The organism is Pontibacter lucknowensis, from assembly GCF_900156415.1.
Taxonomy (GTDB): Bacteria; Bacteroidota; Bacteroidia; order Cytophagales; family Hymenobacteraceae; genus Pontibacter; species Pontibacter lucknowensis.
This window is the reverse complement of the sequence record NZ_FTNM01000004.1, coordinates 300530-321874: the sequence shown is the minus strand read 5'-3', so window position 1 is coordinate 321874 and position 21345 is coordinate 300530. Positions and strand designations below refer to the sequence as shown.

The following is a 21345-nucleotide window of genomic DNA, read 5'->3' as shown; positions in this document are numbered from 1 at the left end:
CCTAAGCAATACTTACATGTGCGCTTGATCTTAGAGGTGCTGTGGGATGCAGATTCCTGCAGCACCTTTTTTGAGAAGGACACGATTACCTGAACCTATACATGAGTAAAAATTTAGCTTCGAAGGCGGTTAGTGGGTTGAAGTGGAGCTCGGCTGGCACCATTGCCAATGCCGTGATGCAGATTGGCTATACCTCGGCTATGGCTCGCTTACTCGCTCCCGAGGCCTTTGGTCTGGTCGCCCTTTCAGCTGTTATCCTGCGCTTTGGCTACTATTTTGCCAATCTGGGCCTGAACCAGGCCATCATCCAGAAAGAAGAACTGACCACTGAGAACATCCGGGCAGCGTTCACCTCCTCCGCCCTGCTGGGTGCTGTATTTACGGTGCTGGCCTGGGCGCTTGCGCCTTATGCCACCCTGATCTTCGACATGCCGGAAGTGGTGCCCATTGTGCGTGTCATGGCGCTGGCTTTTGTTGTCGGGGGCGTGTCGGCCACAGCGACCAGCTTACTGCAGCGCAACATGCGATTCAAGGCACTGAGCATCGTGGAAACGGGTTCTTACGTGGTGTCGTACCTGGGAGTGGGCATCCTGCTGGCGTGGCTGGATTTTGGGGTATGGAGCCTTGTGTATGCCTCGTTGGTACAGCAGGCACTGGTGGCACTGGGGGCGTACGTCATGGCGCGTCACAATGTACTGCCGGTCGTACGGTGGGAGGCTTACAGAGCCCTGCTCGCCTACGGCAGCAAAATGTCTGTCATCAGTTTTTTTGAGTTTATCTACACTGAACTGGCCACACTTCTGATAGGCCGCGTATTTGGTGCCTACCGACTGGGTATCTACAACCGGGCTTTTATGCTCGTCAACCTGCCCATGTACAACCTGACACGCACTGTATCCCGTGTTGTCTTTCCCTCGTTCAGCAAGCTGCAATCCGAAACCGACAAACTGGCCAAGGTATACCTCTCCAGCACCACCCTGCTGGCGACCCTGATCATACCGGTTTGTCTGGGTATAATGATTGCGGCACCTGAGATCGTGTACGTGGTGCTGGGCGACCAGTGGGGCGAAGCTATTCCTGTACTGCAGGTGCTGAGTCTGGCTATTCCGCTTAGCTTCATCACCATGTTTGCCGGCATTGTGTGCGATGCCAAGGCTGTGCTTAACTGGAAGATTGTGATCACGATAACCCTGATCATTGTGATCAGCGGCTTATTCTTTCTACTGAAAGATTATGGCCTGGTAGGCTTCGGCTTTGCGCTGCTGATCAGCGAGCTCATCCGGATCGGCATGTACCAAACCCTGATGAAGAAAATACTGTACCTCTCATACTGGAAGCAGCTGCGGGTATACCTGCCAGGCTTACTGAATGGCGCTGTCGTAGCTGTAGTTGTATACCTGATGAGCACCTTGCTGCGTGGCATGGAGCTGCCGCACCTGGTGATCCTGCTGGCACAGATGATCACGGGTGCCTTTGTATTTCTTGCTATGATACTGCTCTTCCCGCACAGTGCACTCAAGGAACAGCTGCATATGATCTTTTCCAAGCTGGGCGTACAGGACAATCCAACCTCCTACTATGGAAGAATGCTGATGCGATATAGAAAGAGTTTGGTAAAAGAAACTGAGCATGTATAAACAAGGTATAAATGAAAGATGTGTCGACGGTTAGCCAGCCTTGTCAGACCTAATGCACACTAAATAACCTTAGGACAAAACCAAATGACTATAGGAGTAGCCGGACCCGTTAATTTGCAAATACTTAACTGGGACCTTAAAATTAAAAACTTACCTCAGACCAATGCGTTTCCTCTAACTTCGCATTTCATCAATGCATTGCTGAAAAGAGGCTTTAAAGTAATTGCCTATACCAACTCAACCGAGATTGCGGAGCCAATGGTGTTGGAGAGCGGCAACCTCAAGGTTTGCATTAGCCGCCAGAAACCGCAGCCTGGCCGTCGCCTCTTTCTTTTTGAGGTAGAGGATCTTCGTAAGATGATGGTAGCTCATCCGGCTGAATTTATCAGTGCATTCTGGAGCTATGAATATGCCTGGGCAGCCTTAAAAACAGGAAAGCCAACTGCCATCAGTTTTCACGACGTTGCGTTTCAGATTCTGCTTAACATTCCGGATATGTTCCGCGTGGTGCGCTGGTTAATCAACTCCATTGTAGTCTCGAAGGCGAAGCATCTTATTGCCAACTCATCCTATACCTATAACCAATTGGCAAGGCGCACACAGAAAAAAACGCGCATTATCGACAACTTCTACACAAGCGAACTGGAGGAGAGCATCCCTGAGCCGCTGATCAAGGGTAACTACATCACTACAGCTGTGCAGGGCTTTACACACCGCAAAAATGTGCAGAATGCCCTCCATGCCTTTGCTCAGGTGCGGGCCAGACATCCCGAACTGGCGTATCATTTAATAGGAGTAGACATGGAGGAAGGCGGCCTGGCGCAGCAGTATGCCCAAGCCAATGGACTGACTGAAGGCGTGCGCTTTTTAGGCCCGCTGCCTTTCGATGAAGTGTACCAGCAAATAGTGCATGCGCGTGTGCTGCTTCACCCCGCCCGGGAAGAGTCGTTTGGGATGGTGCCTCTGGAGGCCATGGTGGGGGGCACGCCTGTAATAGGCGGCAGCAAAAGCGGTTTTATACCTGATCTGCTCGACCACGGTAAGGCTGGCCTGCTCTGCAATGTGGAGTCGCCCGACGACATAGCTGCTGCGCTGCTGCGACTGCTGGAGGACGAGCAACTGACTGCGGAAATGACGGAGAAAGGCCGTGCCTTTGCCCGTGCCAGCTTTTCTGAGGACGTGATCATAGACAAGCACCTGGCTTACTACAGCGACATAGTGGGCAGACCCATTCAGCCTGACAACACACAGTACGAACCTGAAGACAGTTTACACCGTAACACCATACACACTGCCAAATAGCTGCAGTAGATGTTGGATTGCCCGCTACAATGAAAATTAACTACAGCTTTCTCTTTATTATCCCCATAGCCCTGATCCTGCTCATGGACAATATGTTCACGGAGCTGGCCTTTCCGAACAACCTGGAGGCACAGGGAAACATGCTGAACATGCTGATGAAAGGTATGGCGGCCTTATCGTTTGGCTACAGCGCTGTGTACTTCATGCGCATGTCGCCTGTAATGCGGGTAGCCTTTGGACTTACCACCCTGTATGTGTTCGCGATGGTGTTTGAGTCGTACTACTTCTATGGCACACCGATGGTTTACCCGCACGTATTCCAAAAGCTGTTCCTGTTTTACTTTATTTTCTTTGTCTATACCTTTTACAAAGGCAATTTTTACCTCAAGTTTTCGCACCTGGTTTGGTTCATCCTGGGTGGTTTTTGGCTCAGTGTGATTGTGGTGCACCCCGATAAACTGAGTCTTGGTGCCTTTACTTCGCATGAGCGCGGAGTATACGCCTCCTCGGTTTACATGCTTGTCATTCCGTTTATGTATTTCCTGAGCAAGTACATTTTCGAGGGCAAGCTTTTCAGCTTGTTCATGGCTTTCTTTATCCTGGTGTCTATCGTGTTCTTCCAGCACCGTACCGTCTGGATCTCGACAGCTATCATATTGATCGTTTACTATTTGCTTATCCGGTTCAAGTCAGGTCTTTCTATCAACTTCGTGGCCAAGTTCATGCCCATAGGCATTGTGATGCTCATCGCAGGTATAGCGAGCAGCGCCTTTCTATTCTCCACCAACCCCGAGATCATCACCAAAATAGAGGAGAGTTTCTCCGACATCGAAAATTTCGACTCGCAGGGTACGGGTGGCTGGCGTTATATACAATGGATGTCATACCTGCCCTTTATCCAGGATAACTGGCTGATAGGCATGCGCTTCGAGGGTTTTGAGCTGCCCATCCAGTTCTGGCGTGACGACACCAACGAGCCCGTGTTTGACGACGGTCAGGGACACCACTTCCATAGCTTTTATGTAGATGTACTGTTCTACACAGGTTTTGTGGGATTGGCGATCTACTCGATCATGCCCATTTACGCTATTGTGAAAGGCTTGCGTTCCAAAGCGATGACCGTGCACCAGATCATACTGGTAGCTTTTATCAGTACAGGTTTCGTATATGGTTTCTCTTACGTGCTGCCCGTGTTCTACTATGCCATACTAGGCTGGACGATTGTGTACATGGAAGAAGACGGCGTTGAGCGAACGACCTACCTGCGCGACTTCGGCTCCCGCTGGAAGGCAAAAGCAATCGGACAGTACCGCAAACTAACAGCTGCCTGAGCATAACAACTTCTGAGAGCAATTTCAGTATACAGTTCCAAACATATTGTTATACCTTAATATTATGAGTAATTCTATTCCGAACACCCCCTTGCACACACCTGTGCTGTTGATTATATTTAATAGAGCTCATACCACACAACAAGTATTCGACCGTATCCGACAGGTAAAACCCGCGCGACTGTATGTAGCCGCTGACGGCCCGCGACCTGGCGTGGAGACAGATATAGAGAAGTGCGCCGAAACCCGACGCATTGTAGAGCAGGTAGACTGGGACTGCGAAGTGAAAACGCTGTTTCAGGAGAAAAACCTGAAGTGTGGTGTAGCTCCGGCTACGGCAATAAGCTGGTTCTTCGAGCACGAAGAATCGGGCATAATTCTCGAAGATGATTGTGTGCCTTCTAAAAGCTTTTTCTGGTTCTGCCAGGAGCTTCTCGAAAAGTACAAGCACGACACGCGCATCATGCACATCAGCGGCAACAACTACCTGAATGGCTGGCGCAAGGACAATGACTACTCCTATTACTTCTCAAACAAAGTGAATGCCTGGGGCTGGGCTACCTGGCGCAGAGCATGGCAGCTATTCGATTTTAACCTGAAAGCATACCCGGAGCTCAAAGAGAAAGGCTATCTGAAAGGGCTTTTCCTGAATAAATTTGAGGAGACCTACCGCCTGAGCAAACTGGAGGAGGCATTTGCCAGCATTCCGAACGGAGACATCTGGGACTATCAGTGGGAGTTTACCGTTTACAGCAACTCAGGACTCTGTATTGTGCCAGAAGTCAATCTGGTCCGCAATATTGGATTCGGTGAAGATGCTACGCACACGTTTAATACGCACGATAACAAGGCACAGATCAAAGAGAATGAGATCTCTTTCCCGCTGCGCCACCCTCGCTTTGTCGTGCGCGATATCGAGTCAGACACCAAAAACTTTAACCATTTGATCAAGGGCAAGGTAAGCTCCAAGCTAAAGAGCCTGCTAAGCTTTAATTTGTAAAAAAACTACTATTCCATAAGCTGATATTTTCGTAGACGGTACTGTCTGCAAGGTTTCGTTGCAAATTTGGCAACAGCAGCCGTACCCATACCTAAGCTTTATACCTGAATAATATGATAAGCATTGTTATACCTGTTTTTAACAGAAAAGAATACACAAGGGACTGTCTCCAGTCATTGAGAAAGCAAACTGATCAGCGTTTTAAAGTCATAATTGTAGACGATGGCTCAACAGACGGCACTGAAGATATGCTTCGGGAAGAGTTTCCCGAAGTGGAAGTGCTTAAAGGTAGCGGCAACTTGTTCTGGACGGCTGGCGTGAACATGGGCATCCGGCATGCGCTGAAGCAAGATGCCCAACTCATCATGACCATGAACAATGATGTGATTACGGATGAGCGCCTGCTGGAAAAAATGTATTACTGGCACGAGCAAAAACCTGCCGCGCTACTGGGGGCACTCGAACTGGACGCCAATACTAAACAGCCCATTTTCGGAGGGGAACGGCTTAACTGGCTACTGAACACCATCGACGAAGTGCTCCCAAGGCTATCAGCGGAAGAGCAGAAAGGCCTGCACCCAGTTACGCACCTGCCTGGCAGAGGCCTGCTTATCCCTCGGGCAGTATTTGAGAAGATAGGGCTCTTCGACCAGGACCGCTTCCCGCATTATATAGCCGATTACGACTATACCCATACTGCCAGAAGAGCCGGATTTGAACTGTATGTAAACTATGATGCAAGACTGCTCACGTATCCGGAAGAAAGCGGGGAGCGACAGATCAGAAGCGAGAAGAGCTTTAAAAATTACTACAAGCACCTGTTTGACTTGAAGGGTGGCGGTAACCTGCGTGACTTTACCAGGTTCACACTCAAGAATTGCCCTACGCCTTATATCCCATTTCACCTGGCGAATGGCTACACGCGCAGACTCTTTGGTTATTTTTTAAAGTAACACCTCTTGATTTCTAAACTATTGATTTGAAGCTAGATTCACCATACATTAAAATACTAAGCATTGCTATTCCCCTGTTGGTAGTAGCAATGCTTTTTACTTACTATTATACCCAGGGGCACCTTCCCGGAGCCAAAAGGAGCGCCAAAGCTACAACGGTTGGCTATGACAACCCGATCGTGATCAGTAAAGGAGGCACCTACTCCGGCAATTGGGAATCAAGAAACTCTGAGGTGGCTGCTGTGGAAATCAGGACATCCGAGCCAGTCATCATTGAGAATTCAAGTATAAGAGGTGCCGGCTACCTGATTAAAAGCTGGGGGCACGCAGCCAATATTACTGTCAGACATACCAAAGGCTATGGCCTCACCCCCACCCCGTGGATTATATATGAGAAGCCACGGCGTTTTCTGATCGTCAACGATTTCAAACATGTGGTGGTAGAGAACTGCTACATGGAGAATACAGCCGGCATTTACATAGGCGACGCCTACAAGGGCGACAGCAGCCCAAAAAACACCATTAAGATTCGCTTTAACAAAGCCAGGAACATCGATGGACGTATTTATGATGGCTGGTACCGGTCACAATTTGTGCAGTTCAATTTCCGCAACTCAATACAGTATGCCGAAATCGCCTGGAACGAGGTGATCAACGAGCCGGACAAGTCGCTTGTGGAAGACAACATCAATCTTTCGAATTCACGAGGCACGCCGGCATCACCTATCCGCATCCACAACAACTACATCCAGGGAGCCTATCCTTACCCAGCTAACAGCAAAGACTATTCAGGTGGTGGCATCATTGCTGATTCCTGGTACGAAGACGGCATGGGCGATCCCAAGGAGGTAGCTACCGCCTATGTGAAAATACACGACAACCAAACGGTAAACCTGGGCAACTATAACTACGCTATCGCCGGCGGCAATAACATAGAGATCTATGACAACCGTGCTGTTAACGCCGCCCGATTCGAGAACGGCGAAAAATTCAGGATGTGGACCCAAGGGCTCTATGGGTACGACTTTTACAAAAAGAATTCGACCTTCAACAACACTTTCCGCAACAACGTGATCGGAATCATGGGACAGGATGGTAGAAACGACAACCATTATTTTCCGGATGGGACAGTCCAGGAGCGCAACAATACATTCATTGAAGGTGAGATAACAAAAGAAAGCGAACGCGCAGAGTATCAGCTCTGGAAAACGAAGCTAGAGAGGAACGACATCTTCCTTGGCCCTCGTATAACAATGCCTACCTCAGTATCGGGCAAATCTGTAAGTTCTCAGTAACTGAGTTACTAACCTGGCTTAACTATAAATCCTTCGTCTGACGTTTTGCACTGGCTCCTCTAATTTAAGACTCCAAGTTTTGTCCTCAGGCGCCCGATCCAAAGTTATAACATCTATAAAAAACCTAACAGCAAAACCCACATTATTAAATATATTATATTTTATATATTACGCATTTTCACTAAATATATGGTCCAAAACCGATCATGTATCTTATATTTTAGATTAATAATTATGGGTATAATTATACGATTTACAACTATAACCATATTGAAAAGTTTGGACTTTTAAAATTTATGTAACTTTTTTCGATCAACACTTCAGTAGCAAAACCGCCAAAACAGGTCAAAAACAAACATTTTTCATCTTTTTCAAATTGAAATATACAAAGTGTCTATGATTTAAGTAAGAATTTATCATAAAAGACTGGTTTTTCTAAAAAATTCATACTTATATTTGCAACAACTTATATATGAAGATAAGGACAAGGATTAGCCAAGCTCAATATTTTCATAAAAAGCACCAGGCAGGTTACCTGCTACTTTTATAGAAAACGGTAGTTTACCTGGGGCCTTATAAGGAGTACATTTTTTAATTTTTCAACTTTTAGCCAAAAAGATGAATACAATTTCCACTAAGGTGACTAAGTGGACGGGGACAACTCTGTCTGCTTTCATGCTCACACTCGTAGCCTTTCTACTCTCGACAGGCTTCGTAAACGCCCAGACTTACAGCGGGCCATTAGTAATCACAAAAGGAGGTACTTACACAGGTAACTGGGAGTCGAAAGACTCTGAGGTAGCTGCTGTAGACGTGCGTACTTCTGAACCTGTTGTCATTGTCAATTCGAACATCAGAGGGGCCGGTTACCTGATCAAAAGCTGGGGCCATGCCGCTAATATTACTGTCAGACACACCAAAGGTTACGGCCTAACTCCTACCCCTTGGCGTGATTACAAGAAGCCACGCCGCTTCTTGACAGTTAACAACTTTAAGAACATTGTAGTAGAGAACTGCTACCTTGAAGGTACAGCTGGTATCTATGTGGGTACGCGTTACGAGGGCAATGGCTCTACAAACGAAACTGTAAAGATCCGCTACAACAAAGCCAAGAACATCGACGGTCGCGTTCACGGAGGTGCTGAGCACTCGCAGTTTGCGCAGTTCAACTACCGCGGTAACCTGCCACACGCTGAGATCGCCTGGAACGAGATAATCAACGAGCCAAACAAGTCGCTTGTAGAAGACAACATCAACTTGTCTAACGCTCGTGGTACTTCTGCTTCTCCTATCCGCATCCACAACAACTTCATCAAGGGTGCTTACCCAATCCCTGCTACAGAAACTAAATTCTCAGGTGGTGGTATCATTGCTGACTCCTGGTACCAGGATGGCATGGGCGATCCGGCTTCAGTAGCCACAGCTCACGTGAAGGTATTTGACAACCAGACGGTGAACGTCGGTAACTATAACTACGCCATTGCTGGTGGCAACAACATCGAGGTATACAACAACCGTGGAGTAAACTCTGGTTTGTTTGACGATGGCACCCGCATGAACACACACAACGTGGGCCTGTATGGCTACGACTACTACAAGAAGGGTGCTACCTTCAATGCCGTAATGCGTAACAATGTTACCGGTGTTATGAGCCAGGGCAACCTTTTCGACAAGAACTACTTCCCGGATGGTCTGGTTAAAAACGAGAACAACCCATACGTTGGCGGTAACATCACAAAGCAGCACGAGCAGAATGAATACAGCGCCTGGTTGTCAAAGCTGAGCCGCAATGGTATCGCACTTGGCCCTAACGGATCAGCTCCGGCTACTTCTCCGTCGCAGCCAACACAGGATGCGCCGGTAGCAACTGCACCTGCTGAGCAGACACCACCTGCATCAACTTCACCGTCAACTGGAACTACAACTGGTACTGCTGGTACTGGCAAGATCACGCGTGACTTCTGGTCAAACGTACACGGTTCTACAATCAGCGTGGTACCAGTGAACACGAACCCAACTTCTACGAGCGCAATAAGCTCTTTCGAGGCGCCAACAGGTCAGGGTAACAACTACGGCCAGCGCATCCGCGGCTACGTGACGGCTCCTGCCTCAGGCCAGTACACTTTCTGGATCGCGGCCGACGACGTGGCTGAGCTGTACCTGAGCACAAGCGAAGACCCGGCCAAGAAGACGCGCATCGCCCTGTCAAGCACCTGGACCAACCCGCGTGAGTGGACCAAGAACGCAAGCCAGCAGTCTGCCAAGATCACTCTGGAGGCCGGCAAGCGCTACTACATCGAGGCGATCATGCTGCAGGGCGGCGGCGGCGACAACCTGGCCGTGGGCTGGCAGCTGCCGGACGGCTCTATGGAGCGACCGATCGCTGGCAACAGACTGTCTGAAATGGGAAGCACTGCTCCTGCAACAACGACTCCTGTAGCAACGGCTCCAGCAGCTACTACAACTCCTGTGGGCAAGATCACACGTGACTTCTGGTCAAATGTGCATGGCTCCACAATCAGCGTGGTACCAGTGAACACGAACCCAACTTCTACGAGCGCAATAAGCTCTTTCGAGGCGCCAACAGGTCAGGGCAACAACTACGGCCAGCGCATCCGCGGCTACGTGACGGCTCCTGCCTCAGGCCAGTACACTTTCTGGATCGCGGCCGACGACGTGGCTGAGCTGTACCTGAGCACAAGCGAAGACCCGGCTAAGAAGACGCGCATCGCCCTGTCAAGCACCTGGACCAACCCGCGTGAGTGGACCAAGAACGCAAGCCAGCAGTCTGCCAAGATCACCCTGGAGGCCGGCAAGCGCTACTACATCGAGGCGATCATGCTGCAGGGCGGCGGCGGCGACAACCTGGCCGTGGGCTGGCAGCTGCCGGACGGCTCTATGGAGCGACCGATCGCTGGCAACAGACTGTCACCAATCGAGACTCTGACTGCTTCTGCTTCGTCATCACTTTCTGCTGAGACAACTGATACTAACATCAGCTTTGAGAAAGTAAGCGCTTATCCTAACCCATTCAACGATGTGGTAACACTCGACCTGGGCAAAGAGGAGATTAAGCTGCAGGAAGTAGTAATCCTGGATCAGGCTGGCACAGTAGTATACAAAGAAGCTAACCTGAAGGTAGAGAACAACAAGCTGGTGATGAACCTTGCTGCCAGCGGTCTCAGAGCAGGTCTGTACTTCCTGAAGTATACTGACAACGCCGGTAAGAGCGCAACAATCAAGCTTATCAAAGAGTAAGCCTGGCTCATAATAAAAAATGGATCTTTCCGAACTCTTATAGAGGGTAGAAACCCAGATCCCCAAGTTGGCCGTGTGCCTACTGGAAATAAGAAAACTCCCGCCTTAGTCGTTGTATTGACTAAAGCGGGAGTTTTTCTTTGTTCACACCATGCTTAAAGCACAGGGTATTTCATGCATTAGTTTTTGCGAACAAACTTCCAGGTATACAAACCAAGTCTGGATGTTGTTTTTTCTGATTCCGGCGCCTCCTCTGGAAAGCCAGCCCATGGCTTTTCTTCTACCCAAGTCATTTCCGTATCTGAAATAGCTGTTACTTTATACTGTCCTTTATCATTGCCCCGCTGTAATTCGATGAGGGTGGTATCGGCTGGGTCTGGGAAACTGTAATTCATTACCTCTGGAGTGCCTCCTGGTACAGTAACAGTCAGGCGTTTTCCGTCAAAACTGAAGTTTGTCTGGTATTGAACTGAGTCAGTGAACATGATTTCATCATCAATTGAATAGTACACTCTTTTGATCATCGTGTTTGTCCAGTCGCCACGCATCTGCGCATCAATTTCCGAAACTGCTGGTTCGACCGTTCCATTGTCGTCGTCGTCACTACATGAAGTGAAGACAAGAGCAAATAATATTGGTAATAGAAATAACTTTTTCATAAAAAATTAAAATTTAGATAAGTAAAGGCATTTTAAACTTGATGATAATTCATTGGTAAAACGGAGCACATGTAATGTTTTTTCACCCATAGTACGAACCGCGCTTTGCAGGGTTTATTAAAAATTTCATAAATGCAATATTAGATTCAGAAGTGACTGCTATTCATTACGTTATGGAAAATTTAAAAGTTTTAACCGGAATTTTTATCCATTTTTTGAACGACAGTTTCTAGCCCTGAGCAGCGTTAAGAACCTATACCCGCATGCTCTCTCACTACCAGGTTGATAAAAAGACCCGTTCCCATCATGCAGGTTATACTTCTGCTGCTATGGTTAGACTGCACTAGCGGGCTACCACCAGCTTGCGATTAAGGGTTTTGTTACTGCCGGCCACCGTCAGATTGTAGATACCCGGCTTTAGATACATACCAACTGGCAGTGTCAGGCGTAGCTCACCAAACTCATCGGTTCGGACCTGCTGGCTGAGCACTTGCTTGCCGGAGGCATCAGTTATCATAAAGGTCACATCTTCGCTTTCTTTCAGGTTGGCGATCTCAATAGTCACCTCGTCCCCTACTGCAGCGGGGTTCGGGTATACCCTGAAGGAAGATGCAGCTGGTGAACGGTCTTGTAACAGTATGGTGTTGGAGTAGGAAAAAGTACCATCCAGCCGAACTAGTCGAAGCCTGTAATACCCTTGCTCTTTGAGCGGCATGTCGTCGTTAAAGGTATAGTCTATGGCAGCCGTAGTAGTGCCGGAAGCTTTCACCTGACCGATGGCTGTGAAATTCTCACCGTCTTCGGATCGCTCTACCTCAAAGAAATCTGTCCCAAGCTCATAAAGTGTTCTCCAGTCTAGGCTTACAATTTTCTGATTAAGGCTTTCTCCATCTGTATAGCGTCCTTCAAAGCTTAGGAACTCAGTCAGGTTGTTGTATACATCAACGAAACGCTCCCTGATTTCCTCCGGCGAAAGTGCTCTGCCGAAAAGCTTCACCTCATCCAGCTCGCCTTCGTAGTGATAACTGTTGAGCATACTGGCGTTAAAGTAGCCAATGGTAACAGGCGAGCGGCTACTAAATCCATGATCGTGTGCAAAGTTGCTGGTGGCTATTTGCTCACCATCCACATACAGTCTGATAGCTCCTGAACTACCCTCCCGTACCACTACAAGCTGATGCCAGGATCCATCGTTAAGCTTCGGGCCACTGTTCCCCACATAAGCACCTTTAAACTCAATGTCGGGTAAGTAAAAGCCGGCTCGTCGGTCTTTGTCGAGCCCCAGCCACCACTGCGACGGAGAGTCCGTGGCATGGCGCCCCATCAGCACCTGGTTCTGGGCTTCGCTGCTTCCTTCCTTGGTTTCGGTGCGAATCCACAGTTCGATCGTAAAAGTTTCGTTTGCTTTCCAGTCAAAGTTCGGACTACCGATTACATCAAGCCCGGTGTCACGTCCATTAAACCGCTGTCCTCCACCTACTACACCTTTTACCGGGGCAGGACGGCTTCTTGCCTGTGCAATGGCATCGATGGGTGTATACACATCCCGGTAGTTAGCCCCTGAAGATTCATTCAGCATCCAGTGGTGCAGCATCCCTATCCCCTCTTCGGTGGCAGCCTTCACCTCAACTTGAAAGCGTTGCGGAGCGCTCTCTCCCTGACTGTTATTTGCTTTTACCTCTACTGCAAAGTTTCCGGCTGTTTGTGGCACCCAGGTAATCAAGCCCGTGCCTGCATCAATCGCCATTCCGGCAGGGCCTGAAATCAGAATATAGCGAGGGGCAGGTTTGCCCGATGCATTTACATCATACCTGTATTGCTGGCTAACCGTGCCGTAGGTAATTGGGGTTGACACGATCTCGGGTCTGGTCACTTCGGGGCCACAGTAACTGCCAGCACCCTGATTGTATCGGTCACGCATTTCCTGCTCTGACAGATTGCGGTTATAAACCAGCAGTTCATCCATTACACCATCAAAATAGTACTTGCTGTCAATGTCGATGTATCCGATTGTGGTTGGGCTGGAAGACTCCATGCTTCCCCTATAAGTCTTTTTTTCACTGACCCTGTCATCAACTCTGAACCCATCTACATATAACTTGCTGATTTCGTTGGGTCCATCCCGAACAACCGCCACATGATGCCACTTGCCATCAAACAAGTTCACAGCTTTGAGATAATCTCTTATGGTATGTGGCTCACCATAATTATCCTGCATATCAAATACGGCATACCCTTCAGGACTGACACCCAACCACCAGGCTGTTAACCCATCGCCCGATTTACGGCCGATGATAACCTGATTGGATGACTTACTATTTACCTGTACCCATACCTCTATGGTAAAACTAGTGTGGGGTCCCCATTGGAAGTTTTGGATGGGGGTGAACTCCAGGCCAGTGCCTGATCCGTTAAATCGCTGACCACCGGCAAAGCGGCTGCTGGCAGGTTCCGGGCAAACAGCACAGTTTGCGCTTGCATTCGTCACGTAATCAGAATAGCTGCCAGCCACTTTCTCGTCCAGTCCAAAGTGATGCGCCAGGCCGGGAGGACAGGAGGCCTGAGCCAGCGCCATATCCTGAGCTGCAAAGCTTAATAGCAGGCTAAGTGCAGCGACGGAGGCCATTGTGCCCCTGCAAGCTAACTGAAAGGAAGATAGGTATAGGAAAATGTACCTTGAGGTGGATGCTATCATATAAGCTCACTAAGTATTTTATTACGGCGTTTGATTAATCTTCGCCAGTTTATATCGGGTTGCTTCGTGGTATCAATCAGAGCTGAACAGCTGTTGTTCTAAGCAAAATGCTAGCTTGCAACATTGCATGTCCTGTACGAGGAGTATAGAGTTACTGTTGTATTAGAGTACAATAATATTACGCCGTAACCGCCCAGATGTTCGGCTTTGTGGCATACTAAAATTGTCCATAAAATAGCCTATCCGAAAAGATGGCTGAAGAGAAGAATATGATGCTTTATTTGTAGCTAAGGCTGGCTTGGTAACACAACATACCTGCAGTGGGCCCGTGCGTTAAGATGGCAGTTAAATAAGTAGATACAATTTTTTTATTGTATGAACAGCCATTTCGGATCAGATGCGTATAGAAAGCTGCACAATAAATCCGGTGCATTTATACAGTCATAAAAATATATACTGAAATCCTAAACCTTTTGGTCTGACTCCTAATATAATAAAGAAAACAGGTTCTGTTTTTTTTACCCTGCCGCAGGATACGGCCTGACTAACAGCTACCAGAAGACATGGGATCACACGCTTCTCTTTATCCATAACAGCGTCTATATATGTTATTTAACTCTACTGAATTTTTCATATTCTTCCCGGTAGTAGTTACGCTCTACTTTCTAACGCCCCCAAATCGCAGATGGCTGATCCTGCTGCTGGCCAGTTACTATTTCTATGCTTCCTGGAAGCCGGCCTATACCCTGATTCTGATCTTCTCTACTTTGGTGGACTACGGCTGCGGACGCGCCATGGGCAGGTATAGCGACGAGGAAAAACACAAACGCAAACCCTACCTCTGGATCTCGCTGCTCTCTAACCTGAGCATACTCGGCTTATTCAAGTATTACAATTTTTTTAATGAAAGCGCACGTGATGCAGCCTCAGCCCTGAACATGGACTATGCCATGCCGGCTTTTGAGCTGCTGCTGCCCATGGGTATCTCATTCTATACCTTCCAGACCATGAGCTACTCCATTGATGTATACCATGGGCGCATCAAACCGGAGCTGCACCTGGGCGTATTTGCACTGTTTGTGACGTTTTTCCCGCAGCTGGTGGCAGGCCCCATTGAGCGGGCAGGTAACCTGCTCGGACAACTCAAGGCCAATCATGCGTTCAGCTACGAGCGCATAGTGGGCGGCCTGCGGCGCATGGGCTGGGGCTTCTTCAAGAAAATCATGATCGCTGATAACCTGGCCCTGATGGTAAACCAGGTATACAACAATCCTACTGACTACGAGGGCGTTACCCTGATCATCGCCACCGTCTTTTTCGCCTTTCAGATCTACTGCGATTTCTCCGGCTACTCCGACATTGCCATCGGGGCGGCGCAGGTTATGGGCTTCCGACTGATGGAAAACTTCCGCAGACCCTACTACTCTAAGAGTATTTCAGAGTTCTGGAGCCGATGGCACATCTCCCTCTCCTCCTGGTTCCGGGACTACCTGTACATTCCGTTGGGGGGCAACCGGGTGGTGAAGTGGCGCTGGTACTACAACCTGTTCATCACGTTTTTGGTGAGTGGGCTGTGGCATGGCGCTAACTGGACTTTTGTAGTGTGGGGTGCCTTGCACGGCTTTTACCTGGTGTTTGCTATCGTGACGGCGAAGCAGCGTAACGCCTTGGCAGATAGCATGGGCCTGCGAAGCCGCCCGCTGCTTTACAAATGGGTGCAGGTGTTGAGCGTATTCGCGCTGGTACTCTTTTCCTGGGTATTCTTCCGGGCCAACTCTATTGGGGAGGCTTTCTACATACTACAAAGCAGTGTGGCAGGTATAGGCAACATCCGACAATTGATCGCAGGTATAGACCTGCAGCACATCCTGTTCATGGACCAGGGCTTCAAGGTATTTACGGTGTCTGTTATTTCGATCATGATCATGGAAACGGTGCACCTGATCCAGCGCCATGGCAGCGTGTCGCAGTTGATTGGCCGCCGACCTACCGTTGTACGCTGGGCGTTTTACTATGTGGCCATCATCGCAGTGCTGCTCTTCGGGCAGTTCGGGCATCAGGAATTCATTTATTTTCAGTTCTAACCAGCACAAGAGATGAAAAATAAAGAAGTGAAAAGGCTATTAAAGAAACTGACGCTGCTTGTGCTGCCTTTCGTGCTGTGGCCTTTTGTGGAGGCTGTCGTACTTCCCATGAACTTCTTTACGTTCAGGATTTGGGAGACCATCTCTGTAAACAGTGTGCGCCTGATGTCAGGGCCTTTTTACCCGAACATGCACCTGCGCATGGAGGAAGAGGGCGAACTGGCACCCCGCACCCCCTATGCTGAGAAGAAACAGGTGGAATGGTACACAGACCCCTACGGCTACCGCAACCGTGATACCAAAGCAGAGATCTTGCTGATCGGAGACTCCAACATCACAGGCGCCAAGCTCTCACAGGAAGAAATTCTGGCTGAGGTACTGGAAAAGCAATTGGGCAAAGAAGTTTACTCTTTCGCTCCTGCCACTGTTAACCGCTTTCTGGGCACCAAACGCTTCGAGGAAAATCCGCCGGAGATCGTGGTGGTCTCGAGCATTGAGCGCCGCATACCGGAGTTGCCCGCCGTGGGCGCCACCGGCATTGGCAACAAGCTGCGCGACCGCACGGGCGCCGTCATCAATTCATCTAAAGTATTGACCTGGATGGCGGTGACAGCGGACCGCATCTCAAAGCTGGCGCTTTACCACCGCACATTGGCTAACATCGAGCGGACATTTGGTAAAAAAGAGTACATCAATTATCAGAATGAGTTCTTTATGGAAGGTGAATATGCCAACCGAACCTTCACCAATGATGAAATAAACCGCATAGCCGACGTGCTGGAAGGTTATAAGCATGCGCTGGCAGAAAGAGGCATCCCATTCGTGTTCATGCCCATCCCGAATAAAGAGAACATCTACCACCAGATGCTGCCATCAGCCCGAAGGCCGGACTTTCTGCCCCGCCTGATGGCTGAGCTCAGGAGTAGAGACGTACAGGTGGTAGACACGCAAAGCACTTTCGAGCACTTGTACAAAAACGAAAAAAAGAAGCTATATCCTGCAGATGACGGACACTGGAACAACACGGCGGTGGCCGCTGCCGCTGACTTACTGGCGCGACATTTGCAGCAAACCGATGACAGCACGGAAAATAACACCCGACACCTGGTAAAACAATTAGATTGATGGTGTAACACAGCCAAAGTTAGATAACAAACGTATAGCAATTATTACTCACCTTATATATATGAAACCAAAGGTATTTTACGATAAATCCACCAATCGTCTGAAGAAGATACTTGGCCGTATCATTCCCCACAACACCCGTTTCAGACCTAATGGCGTATGCCAGATCAATACAGAAAGTGAAACCACATGCACCAATTCCGAAGTGAAGGTGCATCGTATATACCCCAACCTCACCACCCCTCTTGAGATTTCTGAGGATCTCTACGAGGCTTGTTCTGATTATTGGAAACCTAAACGCAGTGTCATCACTGACTACGTAGTGGTGGAAGTACCCGACGGCCGCATTTATACAGACAATGAGAGCAGTGTGGCGATCGTTTCGCAGCAGAACCGCATTATCGAGAACGTGTCGCTAAGCCTGGTAGAAGGCAAGGCAAAGGGTGCAGAGACGAACAACATCTTTACTCAAAGCTATTTTCAGGCACCTACCCGTTTCAAAGGTACTGTGTTCAGTATGCTGACCGGTGGTGCCGGCCTCAACAATATTGGGCACTGGTTTCTGGACGTGCTGCCACGGCTGCACCTGCTCCGCGAAAGCGGCCTCTACGACGAAGTGGACTGGTTCCTGGTGCCTAACACACGCTACAGCTACCAGACCGAAACGCTGGAACTGCTGGGCATACCTGCTGAGAAGATCATCACAGGTATAGAATACCACCACCTTACCGCCGACCGCATCATCGCTTCCACGGCGCCGCGAGGCAATCACACTCTGGTACCACGCTGGCTGGGCCAGTATATCCGGGACTCTTTCCTTCCATTGGTGCAAGATGAAGAATTGCCTGCATCGGAGCGGGTACCATACCTGTACATCAGCCGAAGTGACTCAGCCATACGCAATGTGTTGAACGAAAAAGAGCTGCTGGAAGCCCTGGAAGCTTACAAGTTCAAATCAATCGTCTCGAGTAAGTATAGCATCCTGGAAAAGATCAGGATGTTCTCACAGGCTAAAGTGGTAATATCGGCCACAGGTGCCGGCCTGATCAGCATGTTCTTCTGCAAGCCAGGCACCAAAATCATTGAGATCTTCCATGAGGGTTTTGTGATAGAGCCATTCTACGACATAGCCACCAAGATCGACCTGGACTATGACTACATCATCTGCAAAGGCGACAAAAAGGTACACGATGCCGCCGAAGGGCAGCGCCAGCACCTCCATGTAGACACCGACAAGGTGGTGGGGATACTGGAAAAAATGCGAAAAAGCTCTGGGAAGAAAAGTAATGTGCAGACGGTGTAAAGTCTGCCTGCTATGAAAGATTTGCCTCTGCGACCTGGGTTGCAGGGGCATTTTTCTTTTTAGACCGGATGACGTCTTCGTAAATGGAAAGCAGCAGGCGGTAGTTGACTTCGGGGGTGTACTTGACCTCGTAACTCTGGCGGGCGGCAGTGCCTAGTTGGCGGATCAGGCGAGGGTACTGCTGCAGATGATGCACGCGCTCGGCTAGCTCCTCTGCCTTCCCAGGACTATAGTGCAGACCGTTCACACCATCTTCAACGAGTTGCGCAGCCCCACCCATTTTGGCGGCAATAACCGGTGTTCCCGTCGAAAAAGCTTCTATGATGGTCATCCCGAAGGTTTCCAGCCACTCAGAAGAAAATATCAGCCCACGCGCACTTTTCAGCAGCTCCAGCACCTGGTCCCGGTTTTGAAAACCCAGGTACTCTATACCCTGGTTTGCGGCCGCATACTGTTCCACACGGCCCCGGAGCGGACCGTCGCCCACGATTTTGAGCGGAAAGTTTTGCAGCCTGTGGGCTCTAAGCAGCGTTTCTATACCTTTCTCAGGCGTCAGGCGACCGACATACAGGAAAAAATTTTCCCGCTCAGGGTAGCCCCTGCCCAAGTCCTGGGTGAAGTTGGGTTTCACGGCCAGCTGCTTTGTCTTGAGTTTGAGGGAGGAGTTTCGGAACAGCTCAGCGGCGGCGGGCGTCAGGGCGATGAATTTATCCACCTTCTGCTGCCAGGTGCCGAGCAGTTTATGCATGCCGGTGGTAAGCACCACCGATGCCGTTTGCACAGCCGAATCGCGGTATACCTTCTGGCGGATGGCACCCATGGGGAATGTTTTGCGCAGATTCTCCAGCTGCACCTTCCCATTATAGTAAAGCAGGGCGCTCGGGCAAACCAAGCGGTAATTGTGCAGTGTCATCACGATCGGCACCTGCATGCGCTGCGCCACATAAAATACGGCTGGCGAAAGCAGTGGAAAGAAATTGTGCACATGGATCACATCCGGCTGAAATGCCTTTATCCGCTCTTCTACCAGCTTCGCGCTACCCGGATTATACACAACGCCCAAAGCTGCTTTCAGCTTCTCAGACAGACTGTTAACCTCTTTATTTGAAAAGGTCAGCTTCTCTACCTGATGTCCGTGCTGCTCCAACAGAGCCGCTTCCGCATGAAAGACGGTGTCTTCCCCACCTGCCTGTTTGTAGTAATTATGGATGATCAGAATGCGCATTGTGCAAGTAAGTTGTCAGGCATACGAAATCCCGCCCGGGCCATACCTGGCCGAGACGGGATTTTGCCTTTGAGTTTATTCTATATCGCCACGGCGCCAGATTAGGCCATTGCGGTTTTATTCGGTTCCTGCTCCTTTGTTTCAGAGAGAGCGGAGGCAAAGTATTTCCGTTGTTCCTCCCGCAACTTATCGATTGTCCGGCCTTCCGGCAAGATTACGTCATCGTAAGTCAGCACCTGGTCTTTCGGGATGTCACGCTTCAGCACGCAGCCTTCGGCCACACCAATTGGCAGCAGGTTCTCGCGCTCGGTCACATCAGCGTTTTCGCACAGACCATAGGTCATGTAATGACCTATGCCGTCGATAGTCTCCCCGGCTTTCAAATCCTTTTTAGCGGCAGTTACTACTTCTACGTAAGGACGGTCCAGCGGCGTAAGTGCGGCATCGTTGAAAAGGACGGCTCTGGCAATGGTGAGCGGCACTTCGAGGTGGCAAAGATGGTACGGGGTATAGAAACAATACAGCGGCCCCTCTCCCATTTTATAGTAGTTGAGATAATGCTGCTGCCTTGGGTTATCCTGTGTGGCCAGCACAAACACGCCGCCCGCCGGCTCGGCTATACCTACCACATAGTCTACAATGCCCGGTCCGTTGGTAAGTTCTTCCAGCGGAAACAGATTGACAGACTCTCTAATGTTGGCTCCCTGTGGCGCATAGGGGCCCAGCATACCTCTTTTAGCTACGCGCATACCTGTTCCATTTGCCACAATAGCCTGTTCGAAGGAGATTTTGGTGCCATCAGCAAAAGAAGTCACCATGGCAGGGTTCTGGCCCCAGCGCTTGGCGAAGCCTTCCTGCGTGGTCGGGTTGCGGTAGGGGTCGTGCAGGCCTTTGATGTTGCCGCAGAGCACTGGCTTCATACCGATGGACTTCACGTAGCGGTAAAGGTTCATGATCACGCCCGGCTGGTCGCCGTCTACGTTGGTGAATACGACGCCCGCCTTGTCAGCGTATACCTTCAGGATCGGGCCAACCGTGCCGTCGACCTCCGCATCCATCATGATGGTATGCTTGCCGTTTTGGATCGCCTCCAGTGCCACCTGCGCCCCGAATTCCACGGCACCGGTTACCTCCAGAATAGCATCAATACCTTCTGCACGGCATAACAGCATCGGGTCGTTGGTGATGCTATACCTGCCGTTGCGGATGTTTTCCTGCAGGGCTTCAACTGAGCTAATTTCCTCCACATCGGTTATACCTGCCTCGTTGTAGGTCTCACGGGCACGCTCGATGGTTCGGTTTGAGATCGCCACCAGTTCCATTCCCGGCACGTGGTTCTTAATTTGCAGGGCCACACCTTTGGCCATAAATCCGGCTCCCACCATCCCTACACGGACAGGTCGGCCTTCGGCTTCTCGTTTGGCTAATGCGGTATCTATAATGATCATAATTCTTCTTTTGAAATGCGCTTTTGCAAA

General features: G+C 49.6%; 14 protein-coding genes. 10 read left to right on the top strand and 4 right to left on the bottom strand.

The genetic code is table 11. The features are described from left to right. Nucleotides 1–101 precede the first annotated feature (101 nt). The 7 genes from BW972_RS14490 to BW972_RS14460 all read left to right on the top strand — a co-directional run bounded on the left by BW972_RS14490 (nt 102) and on the right by BW972_RS14460 (nt 10776). Nucleotides 102–1637, top strand: a complete 1536-nt coding sequence (locus tag BW972_RS14490) for a lipopolysaccharide biosynthesis protein (RefSeq protein ID WP_083674187.1) — start codon at nt 102–104, stop codon at nt 1635–1637. Nucleotides 1638–1721: 84 nt separating this feature from the next. Beyond that, a complete protein-coding gene (locus tag BW972_RS14485; protein ID WP_076422645.1) occupies nt 1722–2939 on the top strand; it encodes a glycosyltransferase family 4 protein in 1218 nt (405 codons plus the stop codon). Between the two features lie 29 nt (nt 2940–2968). Continuing rightward, on the top strand, nt 2969–4270 hold the full coding sequence (locus BW972_RS14480) for an O-antigen ligase family protein (RefSeq protein WP_076422644.1): 1302 nt from the start codon (nt 2969–2971) through the stop codon (nt 4268–4270). Between the two features lie 64 nt (nt 4271–4334). Continuing rightward, nucleotides 4335–5270, top strand: a complete 936-nt coding sequence (locus BW972_RS14475; protein WP_007657628.1) for a hypothetical protein — start codon at nt 4335–4337, stop codon at nt 5268–5270. 113 nt (nt 5271–5383) lie between these two features. After that, nucleotides 5384–6223 carry a glycosyltransferase family 2 protein gene (locus tag BW972_RS14470; protein ID WP_076422643.1) on the top strand — a complete coding sequence of 280 codons (840 nt, stop codon included), beginning with the start codon at nt 5384–5386 and terminating at the stop codon, nt 6221–6223. Between the two features lie 26 nt (nt 6224–6249). Next, nucleotides 6250–7518, top strand: a complete 1269-nt coding sequence (locus tag BW972_RS14465; protein ID WP_234986396.1) for a glycosyl hydrolase — start codon at nt 6250–6252, stop codon at nt 7516–7518. Nucleotides 7519–8136: 618 nt separating this feature from the next. Beyond that, a complete protein-coding gene (locus BW972_RS14460; RefSeq protein WP_076422642.1) occupies nt 8137–10776 on the top strand; it encodes a PA14 domain-containing protein in 2640 nt (879 codons plus the stop codon). A gap of 179 nt (nt 10777–10955) precedes the next feature. On the opposite strand, the gene BW972_RS14455 is transcribed toward BW972_RS14460, so the two are convergent. Continuing rightward, a complete protein-coding gene (locus tag BW972_RS14455) occupies nt 10956–11435 on the bottom strand; it encodes a hypothetical protein (protein ID WP_040574984.1) in 480 nt (159 codons plus the stop codon). A gap of 343 nt (nt 11436–11778) precedes the next feature. Continuing rightward, nucleotides 11779–14010, bottom strand: a complete 2232-nt coding sequence (locus BW972_RS14450; RefSeq protein ID WP_076422721.1) for a LamG-like jellyroll fold domain-containing protein — start codon at nt 14008–14010, stop codon at nt 11779–11781. Between the two features lie 725 nt (nt 14011–14735). Here BW972_RS14450 and BW972_RS14445 point away from each other — a divergent pair. From BW972_RS14445 to BW972_RS14435, 3 genes are all read left to right on the top strand, one after another. Next, nucleotides 14736–16214: an MBOAT family O-acyltransferase gene (locus BW972_RS14445; RefSeq protein WP_076422641.1), complete on the top strand. Its 1479-nt coding sequence runs from the start codon at nt 14736–14738 to the stop codon at nt 16212–16214. 12 nt (nt 16215–16226) lie between these two features. After that, the gene (locus tag BW972_RS14440) at nt 16227–17339 is read left to right on the top strand and encodes an alginate O-acetyltransferase AlgX-related protein (RefSeq protein WP_076422640.1); all 1113 of its coding nucleotides are present in this window, start codon (nt 16227–16229) and stop codon (nt 17337–17339) included. Nucleotides 17340–17400: 61 nt separating this feature from the next. Beyond that, nucleotides 17401–18642 carry a glycosyltransferase family 61 protein gene (locus BW972_RS14435; RefSeq protein ID WP_076422639.1) on the top strand — a complete coding sequence of 414 codons (1242 nt, stop codon included), beginning with the start codon at nt 17401–17403 and terminating at the stop codon, nt 18640–18642. A 10-nt stretch (nt 18643–18652) separates the two neighbouring features. Here the strand turns inward: BW972_RS14435 and BW972_RS14430 are convergent, their stop codons facing one another. After that, nucleotides 18653–19867, bottom strand: coding sequence for a glycosyltransferase (locus BW972_RS14430; RefSeq protein ID WP_076422638.1), 1215 nt, complete (start codon nt 19865–19867; stop codon nt 18653–18655). 101 nt (nt 19868–19968) lie between these two features. Next, entirely contained in the window at nt 19969–21315 is a 1347-nt protein-coding gene (locus BW972_RS14425) for an NAD(P)H-dependent oxidoreductase (protein WP_076422637.1), read from the bottom strand. Nucleotides 21316–21345: the final 30 nt, after the last annotated feature.